This is a genomic window from Acinetobacter sp. YH01025, assembly GCF_013420185.1.
GTDB lineage: Bacteria > Pseudomonadota > Gammaproteobacteria > Pseudomonadales > Moraxellaceae > Acinetobacter > Acinetobacter indicus.
In genome coordinates, this window is record NZ_VOYR01000001.1 from 444,119 (window position 1) to 459,547 (window position 15,429).

14 protein-coding genes and 2 pseudogenes are annotated in these 15,429 nt (G+C 35.9%); 13 read left to right on the forward strand and 3 right to left on the reverse strand.

What is annotated here, in order from left to right; all coding sequences use genetic code 11:
* Positions 1-49 precede the first annotated feature (49 nt).
* The 7 genes from FTT89_RS02100 (at position 50) to FTT89_RS02130 (ending at position 8,051) form a co-directional block, all read left to right on the forward strand.
* Positions 50-256: a helix-turn-helix domain-containing protein gene (locus FTT89_RS02100; RefSeq protein WP_005399592.1), complete on the forward strand. Its 207-nt coding sequence runs from the start codon at positions 50-52 to the stop codon at positions 254-256.
* 217 nt (positions 257-473) lie between these two features.
* Positions 474-1,013 carry a hypothetical protein gene (locus FTT89_RS02105; protein ID WP_136144442.1) on the forward strand — a complete coding sequence of 180 codons (540 nt, stop codon included), beginning with the start codon at positions 474-476 and terminating at the stop codon, positions 1,011-1,013.
* 1 nt (position 1,014) lies between these two features.
* On the forward strand, positions 1,015-3,318 hold the full coding sequence (locus FTT89_RS02110) for a hypothetical protein (protein ID WP_179997035.1): 2,304 nt from the start codon (positions 1,015-1,017) through the stop codon (positions 3,316-3,318).
* Entirely contained in the window at positions 3,315-6,698 is a 3,384-nt protein-coding gene (locus tag FTT89_RS02115) for an integrase (protein ID WP_179988449.1), read from the forward strand. The genes FTT89_RS02110 and FTT89_RS02115 overlap by 4 nt, the downstream gene beginning before the upstream one ends.
* Before the next feature lie 62 nt (positions 6,699-6,760).
* Positions 6,761-7,051 (forward strand): hypothetical protein, encoded by a 291-nt coding sequence (locus tag FTT89_RS02120; protein WP_005236317.1) that lies wholly within the window; start codon positions 6,761-6,763, stop codon positions 7,049-7,051.
* 93 nt (positions 7,052-7,144) lie between these two features.
* The gene (locus FTT89_RS02125) at positions 7,145-7,444 is read left to right on the forward strand and encodes a hypothetical protein (protein ID WP_179989159.1); all 300 of its coding nucleotides are present in this window, start codon (positions 7,145-7,147) and stop codon (positions 7,442-7,444) included.
* A 331-nt stretch (positions 7,445-7,775) separates the two neighbouring features.
* Positions 7,776-8,051, forward strand: a complete 276-nt coding sequence (locus FTT89_RS02130; protein WP_024435959.1) for a hypothetical protein — start codon at positions 7,776-7,778, stop codon at positions 8,049-8,051.
* A gap of 42 nt (positions 8,052-8,093) precedes the next feature.
* Here the strand turns inward: FTT89_RS02130 and FTT89_RS02135 are convergent, their stop codons facing one another.
* Complete coding sequence (locus FTT89_RS02135; RefSeq protein ID WP_180061961.1) at positions 8,094-8,276, reverse strand: hypothetical protein; 183 nt, start codon at positions 8,274-8,276, stop codon at positions 8,094-8,096.
* A 99-nt stretch (positions 8,277-8,375) separates the two neighbouring features.
* Positions 8,376-9,125 (reverse strand): metallophosphoesterase, encoded by a 750-nt coding sequence (locus FTT89_RS02140; RefSeq protein ID WP_180036609.1) that lies wholly within the window; start codon positions 9,123-9,125, stop codon positions 8,376-8,378.
* A gap of 581 nt (positions 9,126-9,706) precedes the next feature.
* Between FTT89_RS02140 and FTT89_RS02145 the strand changes: the two genes are divergently transcribed.
* Both FTT89_RS02145 and FTT89_RS02150 read left to right on the forward strand, forming a co-directional pair.
* On the forward strand, positions 9,707-11,341 hold the full coding sequence (locus FTT89_RS02145; RefSeq protein ID WP_180172644.1) for an HNH endonuclease: 1,635 nt from the start codon (positions 9,707-9,709) through the stop codon (positions 11,339-11,341).
* Between the two features lie 78 nt (positions 11,342-11,419).
* Positions 11,420-11,908, forward strand: a complete 489-nt coding sequence (locus tag FTT89_RS02150; protein ID WP_257222427.1) for a class I SAM-dependent methyltransferase — start codon at positions 11,420-11,422, stop codon at positions 11,906-11,908.
* Here the strand turns inward: FTT89_RS02150 and FTT89_RS02155 are convergent.
* Positions 11,851-11,979, reverse strand: a pseudogene (locus FTT89_RS02155) (IS3 family transposase); the annotation flags it as partial. The gene FTT89_RS02150 and the pseudogene FTT89_RS02155 sit on opposite strands and share 58 nt — an antisense overlap.
* Here FTT89_RS02155 and FTT89_RS02160 point away from each other — a divergent pair.
* From FTT89_RS02160 to FTT89_RS02175, 4 genes and pseudogenes are all read left to right on the forward strand, one after another.
* A complete protein-coding gene (locus tag FTT89_RS02160; RefSeq protein ID WP_257229672.1) occupies positions 11,973-12,719 on the forward strand; it encodes an IS30 family transposase in 747 nt (248 codons plus the stop codon). The pseudogene FTT89_RS02155 and the gene FTT89_RS02160 overlap by 7 nt on opposite strands.
* 265 nt (positions 12,720-12,984) lie before the next feature.
* Entirely contained in the window at positions 12,985-13,368 is a 384-nt protein-coding gene (locus FTT89_RS02165; RefSeq protein ID WP_019383553.1) for a transposase, read from the forward strand.
* On the forward strand, positions 13,365-13,700 hold the full coding sequence (gene tnpB, locus FTT89_RS02170; protein WP_000618091.1) for an IS66 family insertion sequence element accessory protein TnpB: 336 nt from the start codon (positions 13,365-13,367) through the stop codon (positions 13,698-13,700). The genes FTT89_RS02165 and tnpB overlap by 4 nt, the downstream gene beginning before the upstream one ends.
* Positions 13,701-13,774: 74 nt before the next feature.
* Positions 13,775-15,416 (forward strand): annotated as a pseudogene (locus FTT89_RS02175) (IS66 family transposase).
* The last annotated feature ends 13 nt before the right edge of the window (positions 15,417-15,429 follow it).

Genomic DNA, 15,429 nt, shown 5'->3' on the forward strand with positions numbered 1-15,429 from the left:
AAAAAGTTTAGTTTTATATAAATATATTAATTCAGATACCTTAATCAACATGAAACATAAAGTTAAACAAATTACCGAAGATAGATTATTGCTATCTACTAGTGAAGCTGCTCGTTTATTAGGGTATGCAGAACAAACACTGCGTAAATGGGCATTGTACGAAAATGGGCCTATTAATCCTATTAGGCATGGACGTAGTCTTCGTTGGAGTAAGGCGGAAGTCTACAAATTTGCTTGTGTCAAAGAAGAAGCCTAGAAAAATCGAGACAGTTTTTCTTGTTATTAAGGCTTATTGCATTTGATATAAAAAAGACACGCAATAACAAGAAAAGCTAGCTCATCCAGAAAAAATTTATAATCGATTTTTTAAAAATATCATTAGCTTAAATTTGATTGAGATTTAGGTCCTAAGATTTCTCATGCTCAAAAAAAGCCTTTATGAAATTTTTAGAATGATGAATTTGGAGCTAATAATGTCCAAAAAACAAGCTAAACCAAAGAAGAGTTTTAAGCTATCGGACCGGCAACAAGCCAAATTAACTGAAAGTTCGCTAAGAAAATTCTCCGACATAATCGACCAGACAATAAAGCTTACTAATGTTGAGGTAGGTGATCAAAAAAATGCAAAAGATCGACTGAAAAAGTCAATGATTACTCGCGTTAAGAAAGACTATTTGAGTCTTACACAACATACGTATCTTTTATCTATTGAAGCTAAAAGTAATGAAGATTGGTTTAAGAATCAAGCTAACTATATTTTTTGGTTAGAGCTATTTACTTATCTTCAAAGTCACAAAATAAAATGTGAATATAGAATTAACTTCTATAAGGAACTTTTTGATTATTTAACTAAATTAGAAGATGAAAATTTATTTTATTTAATTAATAAGGAAATCTTGAAGAGGAATAAATATCATGTTCCTAGTAAAATTTATAAAACAGATTTTATAAATTATTTTAAATTACCTAGAAATATTTTTGAAAAATCGAAAGTTGATATTGTGGAGTGCTGAAATGAATAATAAATTAGATTTAGAAGTTTTTAAATCAAGGTGTGCTTGTTTAACTGAAATTTTATCTTCATATAGAGAAGGTTTGCTTCTATTAGAATCATGTGATTTAAAAGATTTTCATAATACTTATATGACTGATGAATTTATGAGGGAATTAAAAGTTTTATGTGAAGGTATATATTCATATTTAAACATAAATAAATCTAAAACCCAGTATAAAAGTATTTTAGGGTCATCAAGTATCTGCATTTTATATAAAAATGTTGAAGATTTGGATGTTATAAATAAAGAAAAACAGATTTCGATTAACCAAAATATTTTAAAAATTTTTAATGTTGTAAATTTTTTAATTGGGTTGATGTCCAATATGGAGAACTCTCAAGCTAAAATTGAAAGGCTAAACTATAATTTCTATCTAATTTTAAAAATGATGGAAAAAAGTTTTAAAGGTTTTCTTTCTGAAGTTTTACCTATAATTTCTCAATATTTTAATCATCTTATTGAGTTCGATCATACGGCTAAGACCATTAAAGAATTCAATACTTATGCAAAAGCCCAAAATGTACATGTCACAGAATTCTGTAAGCGCCTTGATGCTAATGTTTCAGAAAATATAATCAAATCTCTAACAAGGTATTTAGACGAGTACAGAATCGCAGTTGAGGATATCTGTTATCGCCACAACGTAAGAATTAAAAGGACGGATGAGATTGAAAATATAGAGGATTTGGACGTTGATCCGCAGACATATCATAATCCACCTTTGGTCACCGAGAGTCAGTCTGATTACTCAGATGACAAAGATAACATTGATGATGAAGTCGATGAAGATAAGACTTCTAAGCAGTATGATTATAATCTAAATGAAGATACGCGTAGACTAGCACCATTTGTCTCAAATCAAAGATTGAATCGTCATATAGATAGAACTCAGCAACCAACGGTGAGTAATATTTACTATTTGGACATACCCTTATTAAAAATTGTAAACCAGGTTTTACTTGACCAACTTCATGAAAACAAAGATATCATGGAATCTGCAAAAGCAGCTTGTTGCTTGATGTCAATCTTTACCGGGCAGAGTGCCGTTATATTTCAAGATATCGACCAGTTGCTAAAAACTAAGCAATTAAAACGTAGCCCCAATCGTGCCTATTATTTGTGGATCGTTGATGCAAATGTAAATAAAAATTTGAAAGGTCAAATTGCTAAAAAAGACAATAAATATAACGAGCATACAACTTGGGCATTTCAAATTCCTGCTATGTGGATTGATAGAATTAGAAAGGCTAACCTTTCCAATCTAACGAATACAGATTTCGAAAAGTCTTTATCAGAATGGTTTTATCATCGTCGTATAGGCCCGATATCAGTTACTTCAATTGCTTTACAACTTTCCTTTCATTTGAACCGTATATGTAAAGATGATCTTACGAAAAATTTCTTAATCGGTAGACAGGTTTCACATCAACCTGATCTAGCGTATGGGGGATTTTCTTATAAACAGTTAAATGAGGTATATGAGCAGTATATATATCTATGGTTTCAAAATAAAAACGAGGTAAATGTTTTAGATCGTCCGCAATTTATTCAAGTAGAAGAGCAAGCCCGCGTAGGAAGTCAGCGTGTATGGTCATTTGATAATGCGAAAAAATTCTTAAATACATTAAACTTGAAAGTTGTCCAAGTTTTAAAAGAAGAACAAGACATTGCTGAAAAATTTAATGCTTTCAGTGTTTGGATTTGGTTTTGTTGTTTATTGTCTTCAGGTGCACGTCCTGCTATAGGTGCATCTAGTATCAGAGAAAATTTTGATTTTATTACTAATATTGCATATATCCATGATAAGAGCAGTAGATCTCGTCCACATGGTCGTTATTCACCTCTGATCGAATTCGTTGTTAATGAGTTACAGCATTATGATGAATTTATCAAAAACATTAATGCCTTAGAGCTAGCTAATACAGCAGATCATATCTATTACCTTTCTTATTGGAAGAAAGGTTCAGAATTCATGAGCTTCACATTGGAGCCACTTACACAAAAGCATATAGCATCTTATTTATCAGAAAACTTTCCTGAAATGGATGAGTTATATCCCAATTGGACGCGCCATTTTGTAAGGAATTTTCTGGAATTGCCTGATGCGATTTTTAAGAGTTGGTATGCGCACGATCAACAAAATGAGATCGGATTTTCAAAATATTCATCTTTACAGCCCTACACCTACATGATTGAAATTCAAGATGCAGTAAATCAGCTGTTTAAAAGACTGGGATTAAAATCAGTGGTGAGCCAATCATGAAAGATGAAGAGTTACAAAAAATTCGAACTAAGCTAGAGTCTTCGACGAATCTTTTATTTGAAAAAATCTCAGAATTTCTTATCCATGAGATCACGGAATCTTGTGAAAAAAAGAAACTTGATGATCTTATTCAAAACGAAATGTATTCGAATCGAGCTAAAGTAGAGAAATACTTTCGCAATAGGAAAATCTCAAAAAAAGATTTGGAAGAATTAAGGGGATTTTGGTCTGAATTATGTGTGAAAAAAAAGCAAGAAATAGAGTCACAATTACCGTGGTTAAAGGATCAATATGAAATTAAGCTTATTCAAAGAGCATATTCAGCTCCAAATATTAAAGATATTGAATCAACGCAAATGAAGTTGCTTAGAGGGCAAAGGTTACATGAGTTTAAGCTCAAGTTGCATTTCTTTTGGGAGACTGAATTACCGAAAAGGCTTAAAACTGATGTTTTTAATGCTGATTTTACGGATGAGCAAAAGGAATTACTTCTTCGACAATTTTTAATGGCACTAATTATTGATTGTGGGTGTAGTCATAAAAAAGACTTAATGGCGATTTTAAGATCACTCAGAGCATATTTTTCAAATGATCAGTTAAAACCATCAGAATTGTCGAGTGGACTTGTATCCCTATATTGTCAAGGTTCATCAAAAACGGGTTATTTATATAATTATCCAGTAGAAAATGAGAAATATGCGAATTTAGTATATCTCGATAATTCATTCCAAATTAAACAAATTTATCTTACATCAATTAGTTTGTTAATGATGGTGAGACTCATCAATATAATTGAGTTTGAAACTCAAAGTGAAAGGCGTCAGGGAGAAAAAAGGCTCGTTCAGCTTATAGAGTCTATCGATGCTCAAAATGATGAAGGCTTTGATCAATATATTGATTTGGCTATATTGGATGTCGATAAAAATAGTGTTTTACGTGATTATTTTGCAAAGGAAAAATATCAATTATTTGAGCATGTCGATTACGTGCAGTATTTTAGTCAAAAGAATACGCTTGATGGTTTCACAACAGCATTATCTAAGGGGGCGTTAGACAGCGCTGCACTATCATTGTCAACCTTAAAAATGCTTGAGACACTTGATGCATTTAAAGACAATAAATCTTTAAAAAAGAAATTGATTACTTCCGAAAATGCATTTGATGATCCGAACGGGAGTTTTCGAAAGCCTAAGTCTGAAAATATACAAAAACTGAGCACAGAATATCATTGTGCCGCAGAAATTAAAAAAGGATTGATAGGGCAATTTCAAGGTAGAAAAAAACCCGAGACCATTAAACAATTGTCAGAAGATATTCAGTCACTTAAAGAAAGTTATAGTAATCAGACATATAAAATAGCTAAAGATATTGCGCTAGTGAGTGTTCAGATTGCGTTGATGACATGGTATCGGGATTACCTCGTGAGCGGTCAATCTTCAAATGTTTCTAGAGCAAAAGACGGAATTGCGCTGAGTTCCTTGGATACTTATAAATCCTCATTCGCTGAAGACCTTTTTATGTATGTTGTTACTCATGACCTTGATCTTCTGAAGATGGATGAAGAACAATTTGAGGGAGCATATGAGTATATTTTAAGTGAAAAATTTATTGTTGATAAGCAACGACAAAATAAAGCATCTAAAAATAATGTTAGGGAGGTGAAATATAATAGCTATGGTAAAGCTGTAAAAAATTTAAAAAAATTTCATAAAAGTTTAATGCATAATTTTGATGCTCCTCGAGTAAATTATTTAGACCAGTTAAAATCTGATGATCTTCAGATGTGTAGATCATCATATATAACCCCAGTGATGTGGGCGCATTTTAATAATTTGATTGGTCGCCAAGTTGAACTGAGTAAAGAACAAAAAAGTATATTCAAAATAATTTGTATGCTTGCTTACCGCACAGGTTTAAGGATTGGTGAGATTCTTGGATTACGGTTAAGAGATTTAGTCATGATTGAGCTAGATCCTAAAACAATTGGCAATGAGGAATATTATTATTTAACAGCAAGCAATCCTCAATTTATCAAAATCTTAATTCATAATAATTATCATCGTCAGGTTAAAACGACGAATGCAAAACGAGGAATTTGTCTTGATGAGTTGCTGACTGAATGTGAATTGAATGAATTTATTGGCCTAATCAAAAAGCATCTTAATGTAAAAGTTGGTCAAAAATGGTTAGGGGGAGAAGACTGTTTTATCTTCCAAGATGAATTTGGTCAAATTTTTTCATCTCGTTTTATTAGTGCTAAGACAAAGGAAATTTTTGATACTTTATTCAATAACGAACCACACGATTATTCCTTTCATAGCTTTAGGCATACTGCGACAAACAATTTAGCTTTAATTTTGAAAGGCAGTGAAACATTAATTAAAAGTTGGATCGGCTATTCACCCGATCATATTGCCAAAATTAAAAATTATTTATTGGGTAATACGGACAGTATTGCTGGACGTCAGGATGTTTGGAAGATTTTGGCACATTTTATTGGCCATTCATCTATTGAGATGACAGCCAACTATTACCTGCATTTTGGTTCAATGTTAGTCGGGGATGCATTATGTCCAGATGAAAGTAAAATATCAGCAAATATTGTAAGAGCTTTACTCTCTTGTAGAGTATTCAAGAAACAATTGAATACGTCTCAAATGAAAGAAAAGCTTGAATTAAAAGAAATCTTAGAGAAGATAGCTCCCAATTCAAAGATTATTCAAGACGCAATATTTCCTGATCGGTGGCATACTCAGATATTAAAATGTGAAGATGTAGAGCAAACTGATAATGTAACCGAAAGGCTCAAACTGAAATCAGAATTGAATGATATTATAGATGTAATTTCAGGAAAAAATGAAAATCTGAAGTTGAAAGAAATTGGGAGAGACTTGGCCTCAAACCTGTATAAAAATAGACACCATCAACAAAAAAACGATATTTCTAAAAGTAATCCTTTAGACATGCTGTTAAAGCATATCAATAGAAATAAGTCTGGAAATGTATTTAGCGAAGCTGATTTTGAAATTTTCACAGCTGTGCTGGATAGTAACTTTACGTTAGATTATTTTGAGCGCCGTATTCGTCTTATAGATGCTCGTATGGAGGTGTATATCCAAAGCGAAGTAGAGTATCAGGAGTTTGATAAATTTTGTCGTGAGTTAAAATTTATATACAAGCAGTTTAAAGAAAAAATTAAAATATCAAAACTGTCATGGAAGGAAATTAAAGCTGAACTTGAAGCGGCTAAAAGTAAGAAAGGGGTAAGCATAGTAATTAGTAATTACAACTATAAATATAATACCTGCCAAAAAATCTTTAGTGATTTATTTTTAGCAGTCATCTATCGCCGTTGGAGTTTAGCCCAGATTAATGATTAATTACTGCGTTAAATAATTTAACAAGTTTAAGAATGTGATTTCAAAAAATGGAGACGGACTACATGAAGGATACCCATATAGATGTAGATCATTGTATTCAAGAAGCTTTACAAGGAAATATCGTTTATTTATACGATAATTTATATTTAGTAAGTGCTGAAACAGCCTTACAGCAAGTCCTTATACCTGAGCATGTTTGCTGTACAGCACCATATTGGGTCATTGGATATAAGTTGCCTAAACCGATTCAAAATCAACAGGAATTAGAGTCATTATTTACATGGCATAACTTTTTTACAGAATTTGCTAGCAATGCTGATGAATTTAAAGAGTTTAACCCTAGGGGCGAGTAATGAAACTTTATAGTGTCAGCCCTTATAGTTTTTAAATTCATCTTCATGAGTACATGATAACTTCAGTATTGACTGAATATTAAAGGATTATTTGTGAGTCGAAGTGTAAAGAGGCAACTCAGTTTCTTTTTAATCGTACTTTGCGGAGTAATTGCCTATAATTATGTGGCTACTCGTCAAATAGAACATACGGTGGTGAATTCTAGCGTTCAAGAGCGTGAGCGAGCATTTATACAAAAACGCGCTGAATACATAAAAAGTCACGGCGAGACAAGTATAGCTGAGCAAGAAATTAATAAAGAATTGGCACTCAGAAGAGGGTATTCTTTAATTAATAGTTCGTCTTCATATCAGCGTGTTGAAGAGCAAGATCTTGAAAAGTTTGTAAAGTGAGATAGATATTATAGTAGATCGGATTGTTTCTAAAGATAATGCAAAAAAAGCCTATGAATCCTCAGTAAAAAATCAAAAAAGATGAAATAATAAAGGAGGATTATATCCAGGCTATACTAAACGGAGTTGATCAACTTCCTACGAAAATCGTCAGAACTGATTAAGATAAGATGGAGTTTCTAGAGGATTGATTTTTAAGACATTACTTAAGTTTTTATTTTATCTCTGTGATTTTAATGAGGTATTGCGGGATAGTTAGATCATTACTCAATTTTAATTTATGTCATAATTTATTAATCTTAATTTCAGATAAAAATCAAGGAGACAATGAATGTCGAGAAAAGTAATAATGACTACAAATGAAAGACGTCTTCAAGTATTAAATCAAATGCGTGCTAGCTACCGTGGTGTGCAGCTTTTAAAGCAAGATAGAACTAGATTTATACAGCATAGTACTACGGCTCAATCTAGCTTATTTTCCACAAGCGATAGTAGGTATCATGCATGTGATGAACTATCAATGGAAACGGATGAGAGTGATGTGTTGAAAGAAACTGCTGAAGCTATGTACGCATCTACAGGTGATACAATTTGGTTAAGCTTTTAAATATAAAATTCAAGCGCTTTATATCGTTTCAATGAGCAGAGTTCAAAATTGCTTGAGTAAGTCGTCAATTGATATTTCCTCTTCCACATAGAAAACACCATTTGGGTCTGCTTTCATTTTTTTAATAGAATTACCTTGGATTTTATGGATGTCTAGTAGATCTTTAAGTATTTGATCTGCAATTTTATTTTTCCAATCATTTTCTGGATCTAAAGGAATCAACATGAGTTTCGCCTGGTTCATGGTGTAAAAGCTAAATCAACAGTACTATAGGATGTATGATATTAGAATTGGTTTAAATTACTTCAATACGGGTATGACTACTTAAACTTCGATGATCAAATTTTCTCTAAACCCATTTTTACCTTGTTCTGGCGGATAACCCAATGGATTGATCACTAATCTACATCCATCGACTACAGTATCCACTGATGTATGCGTATGTCCTGCAATCCATAATTTAAAGCCTTTTATATCTAAGTCATTAATAAAATAGGGATTGAGTGCTGATGCAACAGGATGCGTACCCCAATATGGATCAAGACAAGCTAAATGAGGCGGGAAGTGAGTAATGACAATCACATTATCTTGATCCTTAAATTTCATAATATTTTCATGATATTTTTTAAATAATTCTATGTAGTCATTAGCAGTTATCGTTCGATGATCACTGCCAATCATGATTTGATCAAAATCATAAATCGATTGTTCAGCATCTTTTTGAGACTGTAAAAGTACGTTAGGAGATGTAAGTGGGGAATTAGAGCGGAAGTTCGTAAATAACGTGCCGCCTACAAATATTTTATCTTGAATTTTGATATGGTTGTCGTCAAGTAGTGCATTTTCAGGGTAGTTTTCTTTCAAGAAATTCACGACTGAACTGTAGTTAGAGCTGTAGTAATCATGATTACCTAAAACAAAAATAAATTTTTTATTCAGAGATTTACATTTTTCGGCAAACTCAATTGCACCACTTAAGCGATTAGAGAAATCGCCAGCGTGAATAATGACATCAGCTTGCTCTGATATTGAATATTTAGAATTGTGAGTATCCGATAAAATTTGCAGTTTCAATCTACTTCCTTTATTAAATTACGCTGCTTAAATATATAGAGTTTCATTGCGATCAGTTTACAGCAACTAAATATTGTAGAAATTATAAGATACTTATCTGTATTCTTAAGCCTCTAAAAATATAGGTAATTATTTTTGAATCAATTGATCAAATATTAATCATAAAATTTGACCAATTGAATTTATGCACATAAGATAAAGATGTTACAGCAAAATCTGTGACCAGGCGTGGAAACCTGTTACTCAACGAACTAAAGAGTCGCTTTTAGTGGCTCTTTTGTGTCTACATGGCGCTTTTATGGTAAGCCAGGTAGGGCAGTCTTTGACTGGCCGTTTCGTTGAGCGGTATTTCCACACCCTATTTGGTTTGCCTCCATCTCGTGGAAAGGATGTTGGCAAACGACAATCTATCAACGAGGTTTAAAATGCGTTTTTATACTATCTCTATCTGTTTTTTCTCTAGCAAAAAGATACTTCTGAGTTAATGAGTTTTTAATTCATTTATCACTGATTTCAATTTTAATTACTTCTAATTTCGTAATCTCACGAGATCTAGAGAAGTATTGCCTAGAGAAAATAAAATGGCCCGTACTAAGCTTTTAACCAATATTATTCAAAGAAAAATGATGGTGCCTGACGAAATGTCGCACTCAAATCTGCACCATAACTTTGAAATATCACTTTATGACTTCGCCAACCATGAGATCCTAGAAAAACTATATAAAGCAGACAATCAACGCTCCACAGAGTGTTGGAGCCCTTCTGAAATTCAGGAGTTTATTCTAAACTGTTTGAATGATCGTAATGTCAATTTATGCGTTCGCTATTGGAAAGATGCTGCTGGTAATATTTATATCATCGATGGTGGGCACAGGATTTCAATCATTTATGCTTGGATTAAAAGATACTTTATTGATGAGCAAGTAATAGGAGCCCCAAAATTCACGGCACCACAAAAACGAGATATTCGTCAGATTCGTAATCGATTAGGTGGATTAGCTGATTTTCAAGAGTTATGTAGCGATTCTGAGTTTCAGCAAAAATTAAAATCAACCAAAATTAATTTTATTGAAGTGATTGGGACACCTGAGGAAGCTCGAAAAGCCTTTTGTTCAATCAATTCGGATACGAAGCGATTAGATCCAGATGAAGAATATCATTTACAAAATAGGGGGAGTGATGCTTTTTATGTGATCTATGCGTGTTGTTATATAAACGATAATAAATCCAACTTGGCTGAACTGAATTACGAGCGGATAAATGAAGTGATCACTTTGGGTGAGCAAATTCATGATCATCTTTTTAAGATAATACTTTTAGAGCCAGATTTAACACACGGTAAAAAAATCGGCTTGGTCAATGAACTCCTGAATATCATGTTTGGTGATACTAGTCAGAATACTGTGAATATAGACCAAGGTCAGCGTGTAGAAAATTTAATGCTAAAACTTAGAGTTGTGCTGTGTCGTATCGCTACACCACCAATTAGTATTCGGATTCCAAGTTTGGGCTTACACCCAAAACTATATTTTTATAAAGATAATCGTTTTCAAGTGACATCCTTTTTGGCCTGGTTCTCTATCGTCTGTGAAATTGAAAAAGACTGTTTTGAAATACAGAATAAAAAGATAGATTTTATTGGTTTTACCCGAGCACGCCGTGGTGTTGAAAGTTTAATTGAAAAAATTCCTGTGGCCATCAAAGAAACTGTCGGTAAGTTTGGTAGTGGGATCAGATCACATGAGCGATTGAAGAACGTGTATCAAGCCTTTATCTGTATTGGACTCAATATGGATTTAGATTTTGAAGATGAAGTTTGTTTGAACACAGTCATTCTTTCGATGAGTCAATCATTTGATTATATTAATTTTAATGATTTTTACCTTGACCGTTTTGGTGGTGATTATGATGAGAGCATTGTGGATGATGTTGTGAGCTTTGTGAAATCAGTAAGACCATCACAGAAGAAAAAACCTCTAAATTTTTCACTCGCGACCAAAAGAAATCTTTATCAACGTGAGGAAAGGAAAACATGGAGCTATTGCGAAGTATGTGATAGCGCTTTATACCTTGAGTCGACTGAAGTAGATCATCGAGAATCGAAAGCAGAAGGTGGTTATGGTGTTTTAGAAAATGGAGCAATTATTCACCCGATATGTAATCGTTTTAAGTCAGATCGTGCTTTGGAAGAAGTAAGAGCAGATTTATTTGACTAAAAAGATAAGGGAGCAAATGCTCCCTTATCTTTTTCTTTTTTAGTAGACTGGGGTCAGTGTTTAGCCTAAGCAACCAATATGAAAACAATAGACTATTACAACCAATACGCAGATCAATTTTTACAAGCCACGTTGTATGTGGATATGGAAAGCCTATACCAACCATTTTTAGCTGAGTTGCCAGATTCTGCTCGCATCCTGGATTTAGGCTGTGGCTCAGGGCGTGACACTTTGGCTTTTAAAAATAAAGGCTATCAAGTGGATGCGACGGACTATTCTGAAGTATTGGTCGAACGAGCGAGCCAACTGACTGGTATCGCTGTTCAGCAGCAAAGTTTTTATGAGCTTGATATGCACGATGTTTATGATGGGGTATGGGCATGTGCCTCTTTACTACATTGTGCTCGTAATAGACTCCCTGATGTTTTAAAACGTATTCATGCTGCATTACGCCGTGGCGGTGTGTGCTATATGTCTTTTAAATATGGAACAGCAGATAGAGTAAAAGGCGGTAGGGCGTTTACTGACTTAAATATAGCTGTGATTGCAGCCCAAGTAGAAGGATAATCTTTTTCAGATTCAATCAATAATTGAACCGCTCTTTCTCTGATTTCAGGGGTATATTTTGGTTTTGTCATTGGAACATTCTCTCAAGAAAGTTGGTCTCCGACAAACCCGGTACGGTTCACAAATTTCAGGTGCTTTAACACAACGCGGTTGGCTGGGTGTACCTTCACATGAGTGGATTTACCAGTACATTTATCAAGATAAATCAAAAGGCGGTAAACTTCATCTACACTTAAGGCATCAGAAGAAATATCGAAAACGCGGTTACAAAAACACGGATCGTAGGGGTCAAATCATTGATAAAACAAGTATTCACTGCCGAGACCAGGTCATTGATCAACGACAACGTTTAGGAGATTTCGAAGGTGACACGGTGATTGGTAAACATCATAAAGGTGCTTTATTGACTCTCGTTGATCGAAAGAGCCTGTATGTACATATTGTTCATTTAGGGCCAACGAGAGCATCCTCTCAAACGATTACTTGTGCATTAGATCGTTTACAAATGAGCCATGCTTATAGTGTAACATTTGATAATGGCAAAGAATTTTCCGAACACAAAAGAATTACTGATGCTGGCATAGAGACGTATTTTGCTGATCCTTACAAGTCTATTCAGCGAGCTAGAAATGAAAATACGAATGGTTTAATCCGTCAATATCTGCCAAAATCATCATCGTTTGATGACGTGTCAAACGAACAAATAGAGCAGATAGAATTTGCACTCAACCATCGTCCTAGAAAAACACTAGGTTGGTATACACCGAGTGAAGTTATGGCTGGTTTTTATACTGTTGCACTTGCCGCTTGAATCCGCCAATAAAAATAGGAATGACTAAGTGACGAAACAGATTTTACACACTTAGTCACTTAGTCAGTAATTATTAAGTCGATTGCTAAACCTAATAGCATATATAGCAATGGTTATAAGCTAATTTAGTCATTAGTTTTTAATTTCTTATATTGTGCAGAGTTTTATGGATCATAAGGGTAAGCATCCGGCTAACACAGCCTTACCAAGCGATCCTATAAGCCTTAATTTAGTTCCCACCTAAAAACAAGTGGGGACTTAATCCATGAACATGGATATATATTCAGCAACACCTCCTGTTGCTAAAAAACGCCGAAAATACAGCAAAGAATTCAAACTCAGTATTGTCAATGCCTGCAAAAATCCTAATACCTCGATCGCTTCGGTCGCACTGCAACATAGTATTAATGCCAACCTTGTCAGTCGTTGGATCAGGATCTTCAGCCATCATGATGGTGCCGTGCAGGATCCTACTCATGTGAATCCAGCATTTATTGCTTTGCCTTACACTGCTGCAATCAGCCAACCTATTGATGAGAGGATCACGTTGTGTATCACCGTGCCTCATACGAATAATGATATTCAGCTAAAATGGCAGACATCAGAAATACCTGCCTTGGCAGAATTACTCAAGGCACTTGCAACATGATCCGCATTGATGAAATCTGGTTGTCTACTCAGCCCATGGACATGCGTGCAGGTATGGATACGACCATGGCTCAGGTGGTGAGAGCCTTTGGCTACATCAAACCGCATTGTGCTTACCTGTTCTGTAATAAACGTGGCCATCGCATGAAAGTACTGGTACATGATGGATTGGGCATCTGGCTGTGTGCCCGGCGGCTGGAACAGGGCAAATTTCACTGGGCTCAAGTTCACCAAGGTGAAACCGTGGCCCTCAGCCCGGAACAGTTACAGGCACTGATCCAAGGTTTGCCCTGGCAGCGCATTGGACGACAGCAGGTGGTGACGATGCTTTAAACCAGGCTGTTCCATTCTGCTATTCTCCAAACGTTCTATTTCATTCTTCTCATGACCTCAGGCATACTGCGGTCATGAATACGCTGCCTGACTTAAGCCAACTGACCCATGAACAACTGCTGGAATTTACCAGGCAGTTGGCGATGCAGCATCAGTCTCTAGCACAATCAAACCAGCAATTAGATGCCAAAGTTCAACATCTTGAAGTCACCAATCAGCAATTAGATTCTAAAGTTCAGCATCTTTCTATTCTCAATCAAAAATACGAGCATGAACTGGCGCTGTTTAAAAAGCATAAATTCGGCAGTAAAAACGAACATCTCACCGCAAAACAAATCCATCTGTGGGACGAAGCGGTTGAAGAGGATATCGCAGCAGTTGATTTGGAACTGGAGCGGCTGAATGCAGATAAAACCGATGCAGCGACACAGAAAGCCACAGTCAACAAACCTAAACGTCGACTGCTGCCGGATCATCTACACACCATCCGTATTGAGCATGAACCTGCATCAACCCAATGCAGTTGTGGCTGCCAGTTACGTCGTATCGGCGAAGATATCAGTGAAAAACTGCATTTCAGACCGGCACAGTTCTATAAGGAACAGCATGTGCGTGGCAAATGGGTCTGTGATCAGTGTGACACCCTGACTCAGCAAGCGATGCCCGCCTATGTGATTGATAAAGGCATTGCCAGTCCTGAACTACTGAGCCATGTGCTGGTATCGAAGTATGCCGATCATTTGCCGCTGTACCGTCAGCGCCTGATCTATCAGCGGGCGGGCATTGATCTGTCCAGATCCACGTTATCTCTTACGAAGCAATGCTTCTCAGATTGGTCGCTGCGGTGTGGAACTGGAACCTCTGGCGAATGCCTTAAAACAGGTGGTGCTGCAACAGCGGGTGATCCATGCCGATGAAACGCCGGTCACCATCATGCGGATGGGTGAGAATGAGAAGAAACCGAAGAAAGGTTATGTCTGGGCCTATGCCACCACACAGTACAATCCAGTTCAGGCAGTGATCTATGACTTTCAGGATAGCCGTTCAGGTCAGCATGCAGAAGAGTTCCTGAATGGCTGGCAGGGCCATCTGGTCTGTGATGATTACAGTGGTTATAAAGCACGCTTTAAATCAGGCGATGTCATTGAGGTGGGCTGCATGGCACATGCACGTCGTAAATTTCATGAACTGCATGTGACCGGGAAAAGTCAGATCGCTGAACAGGCATTACTGATGATTCAGAAACTGTATGCGATAGAAGCAGAACTCAGGAAAAAGACCGATAGTACAGCAGAACACCGCCGCGAATACCGACAACAGCACAGCCAACCGGTGATGCAACAACTGTATGAATGGCTCAACCAACATGATCTGACGGTGCCATCGAGTTCTCCAACCGCCAAGGCCATCAATTACAGTCTGAAGCGTTGGCCAGCCTTAAGCCGCTATCTGGATGATGGCAATCTACCCATTGACAATAACTGGGCAGAGAACTCAATGCGTCCCTGGGCATTGGGCCGTAAGAACTGGTTGTTTGCAGGTTCGCTGCGCAGTGGACAGCGAGCGGCAAATATCATGACTTTAATCCAGTCAGCAAAGCTGAATGGGTTGGATCCGTATGCCTATCTCAGTGATGTGCTGAAAAGGCTGCCGACGCATAAAGCGACCCAAATAGAAGAATTACTACCACATCGCTGGAAATCCAACTCAAATTAAAAAATAGGCATGG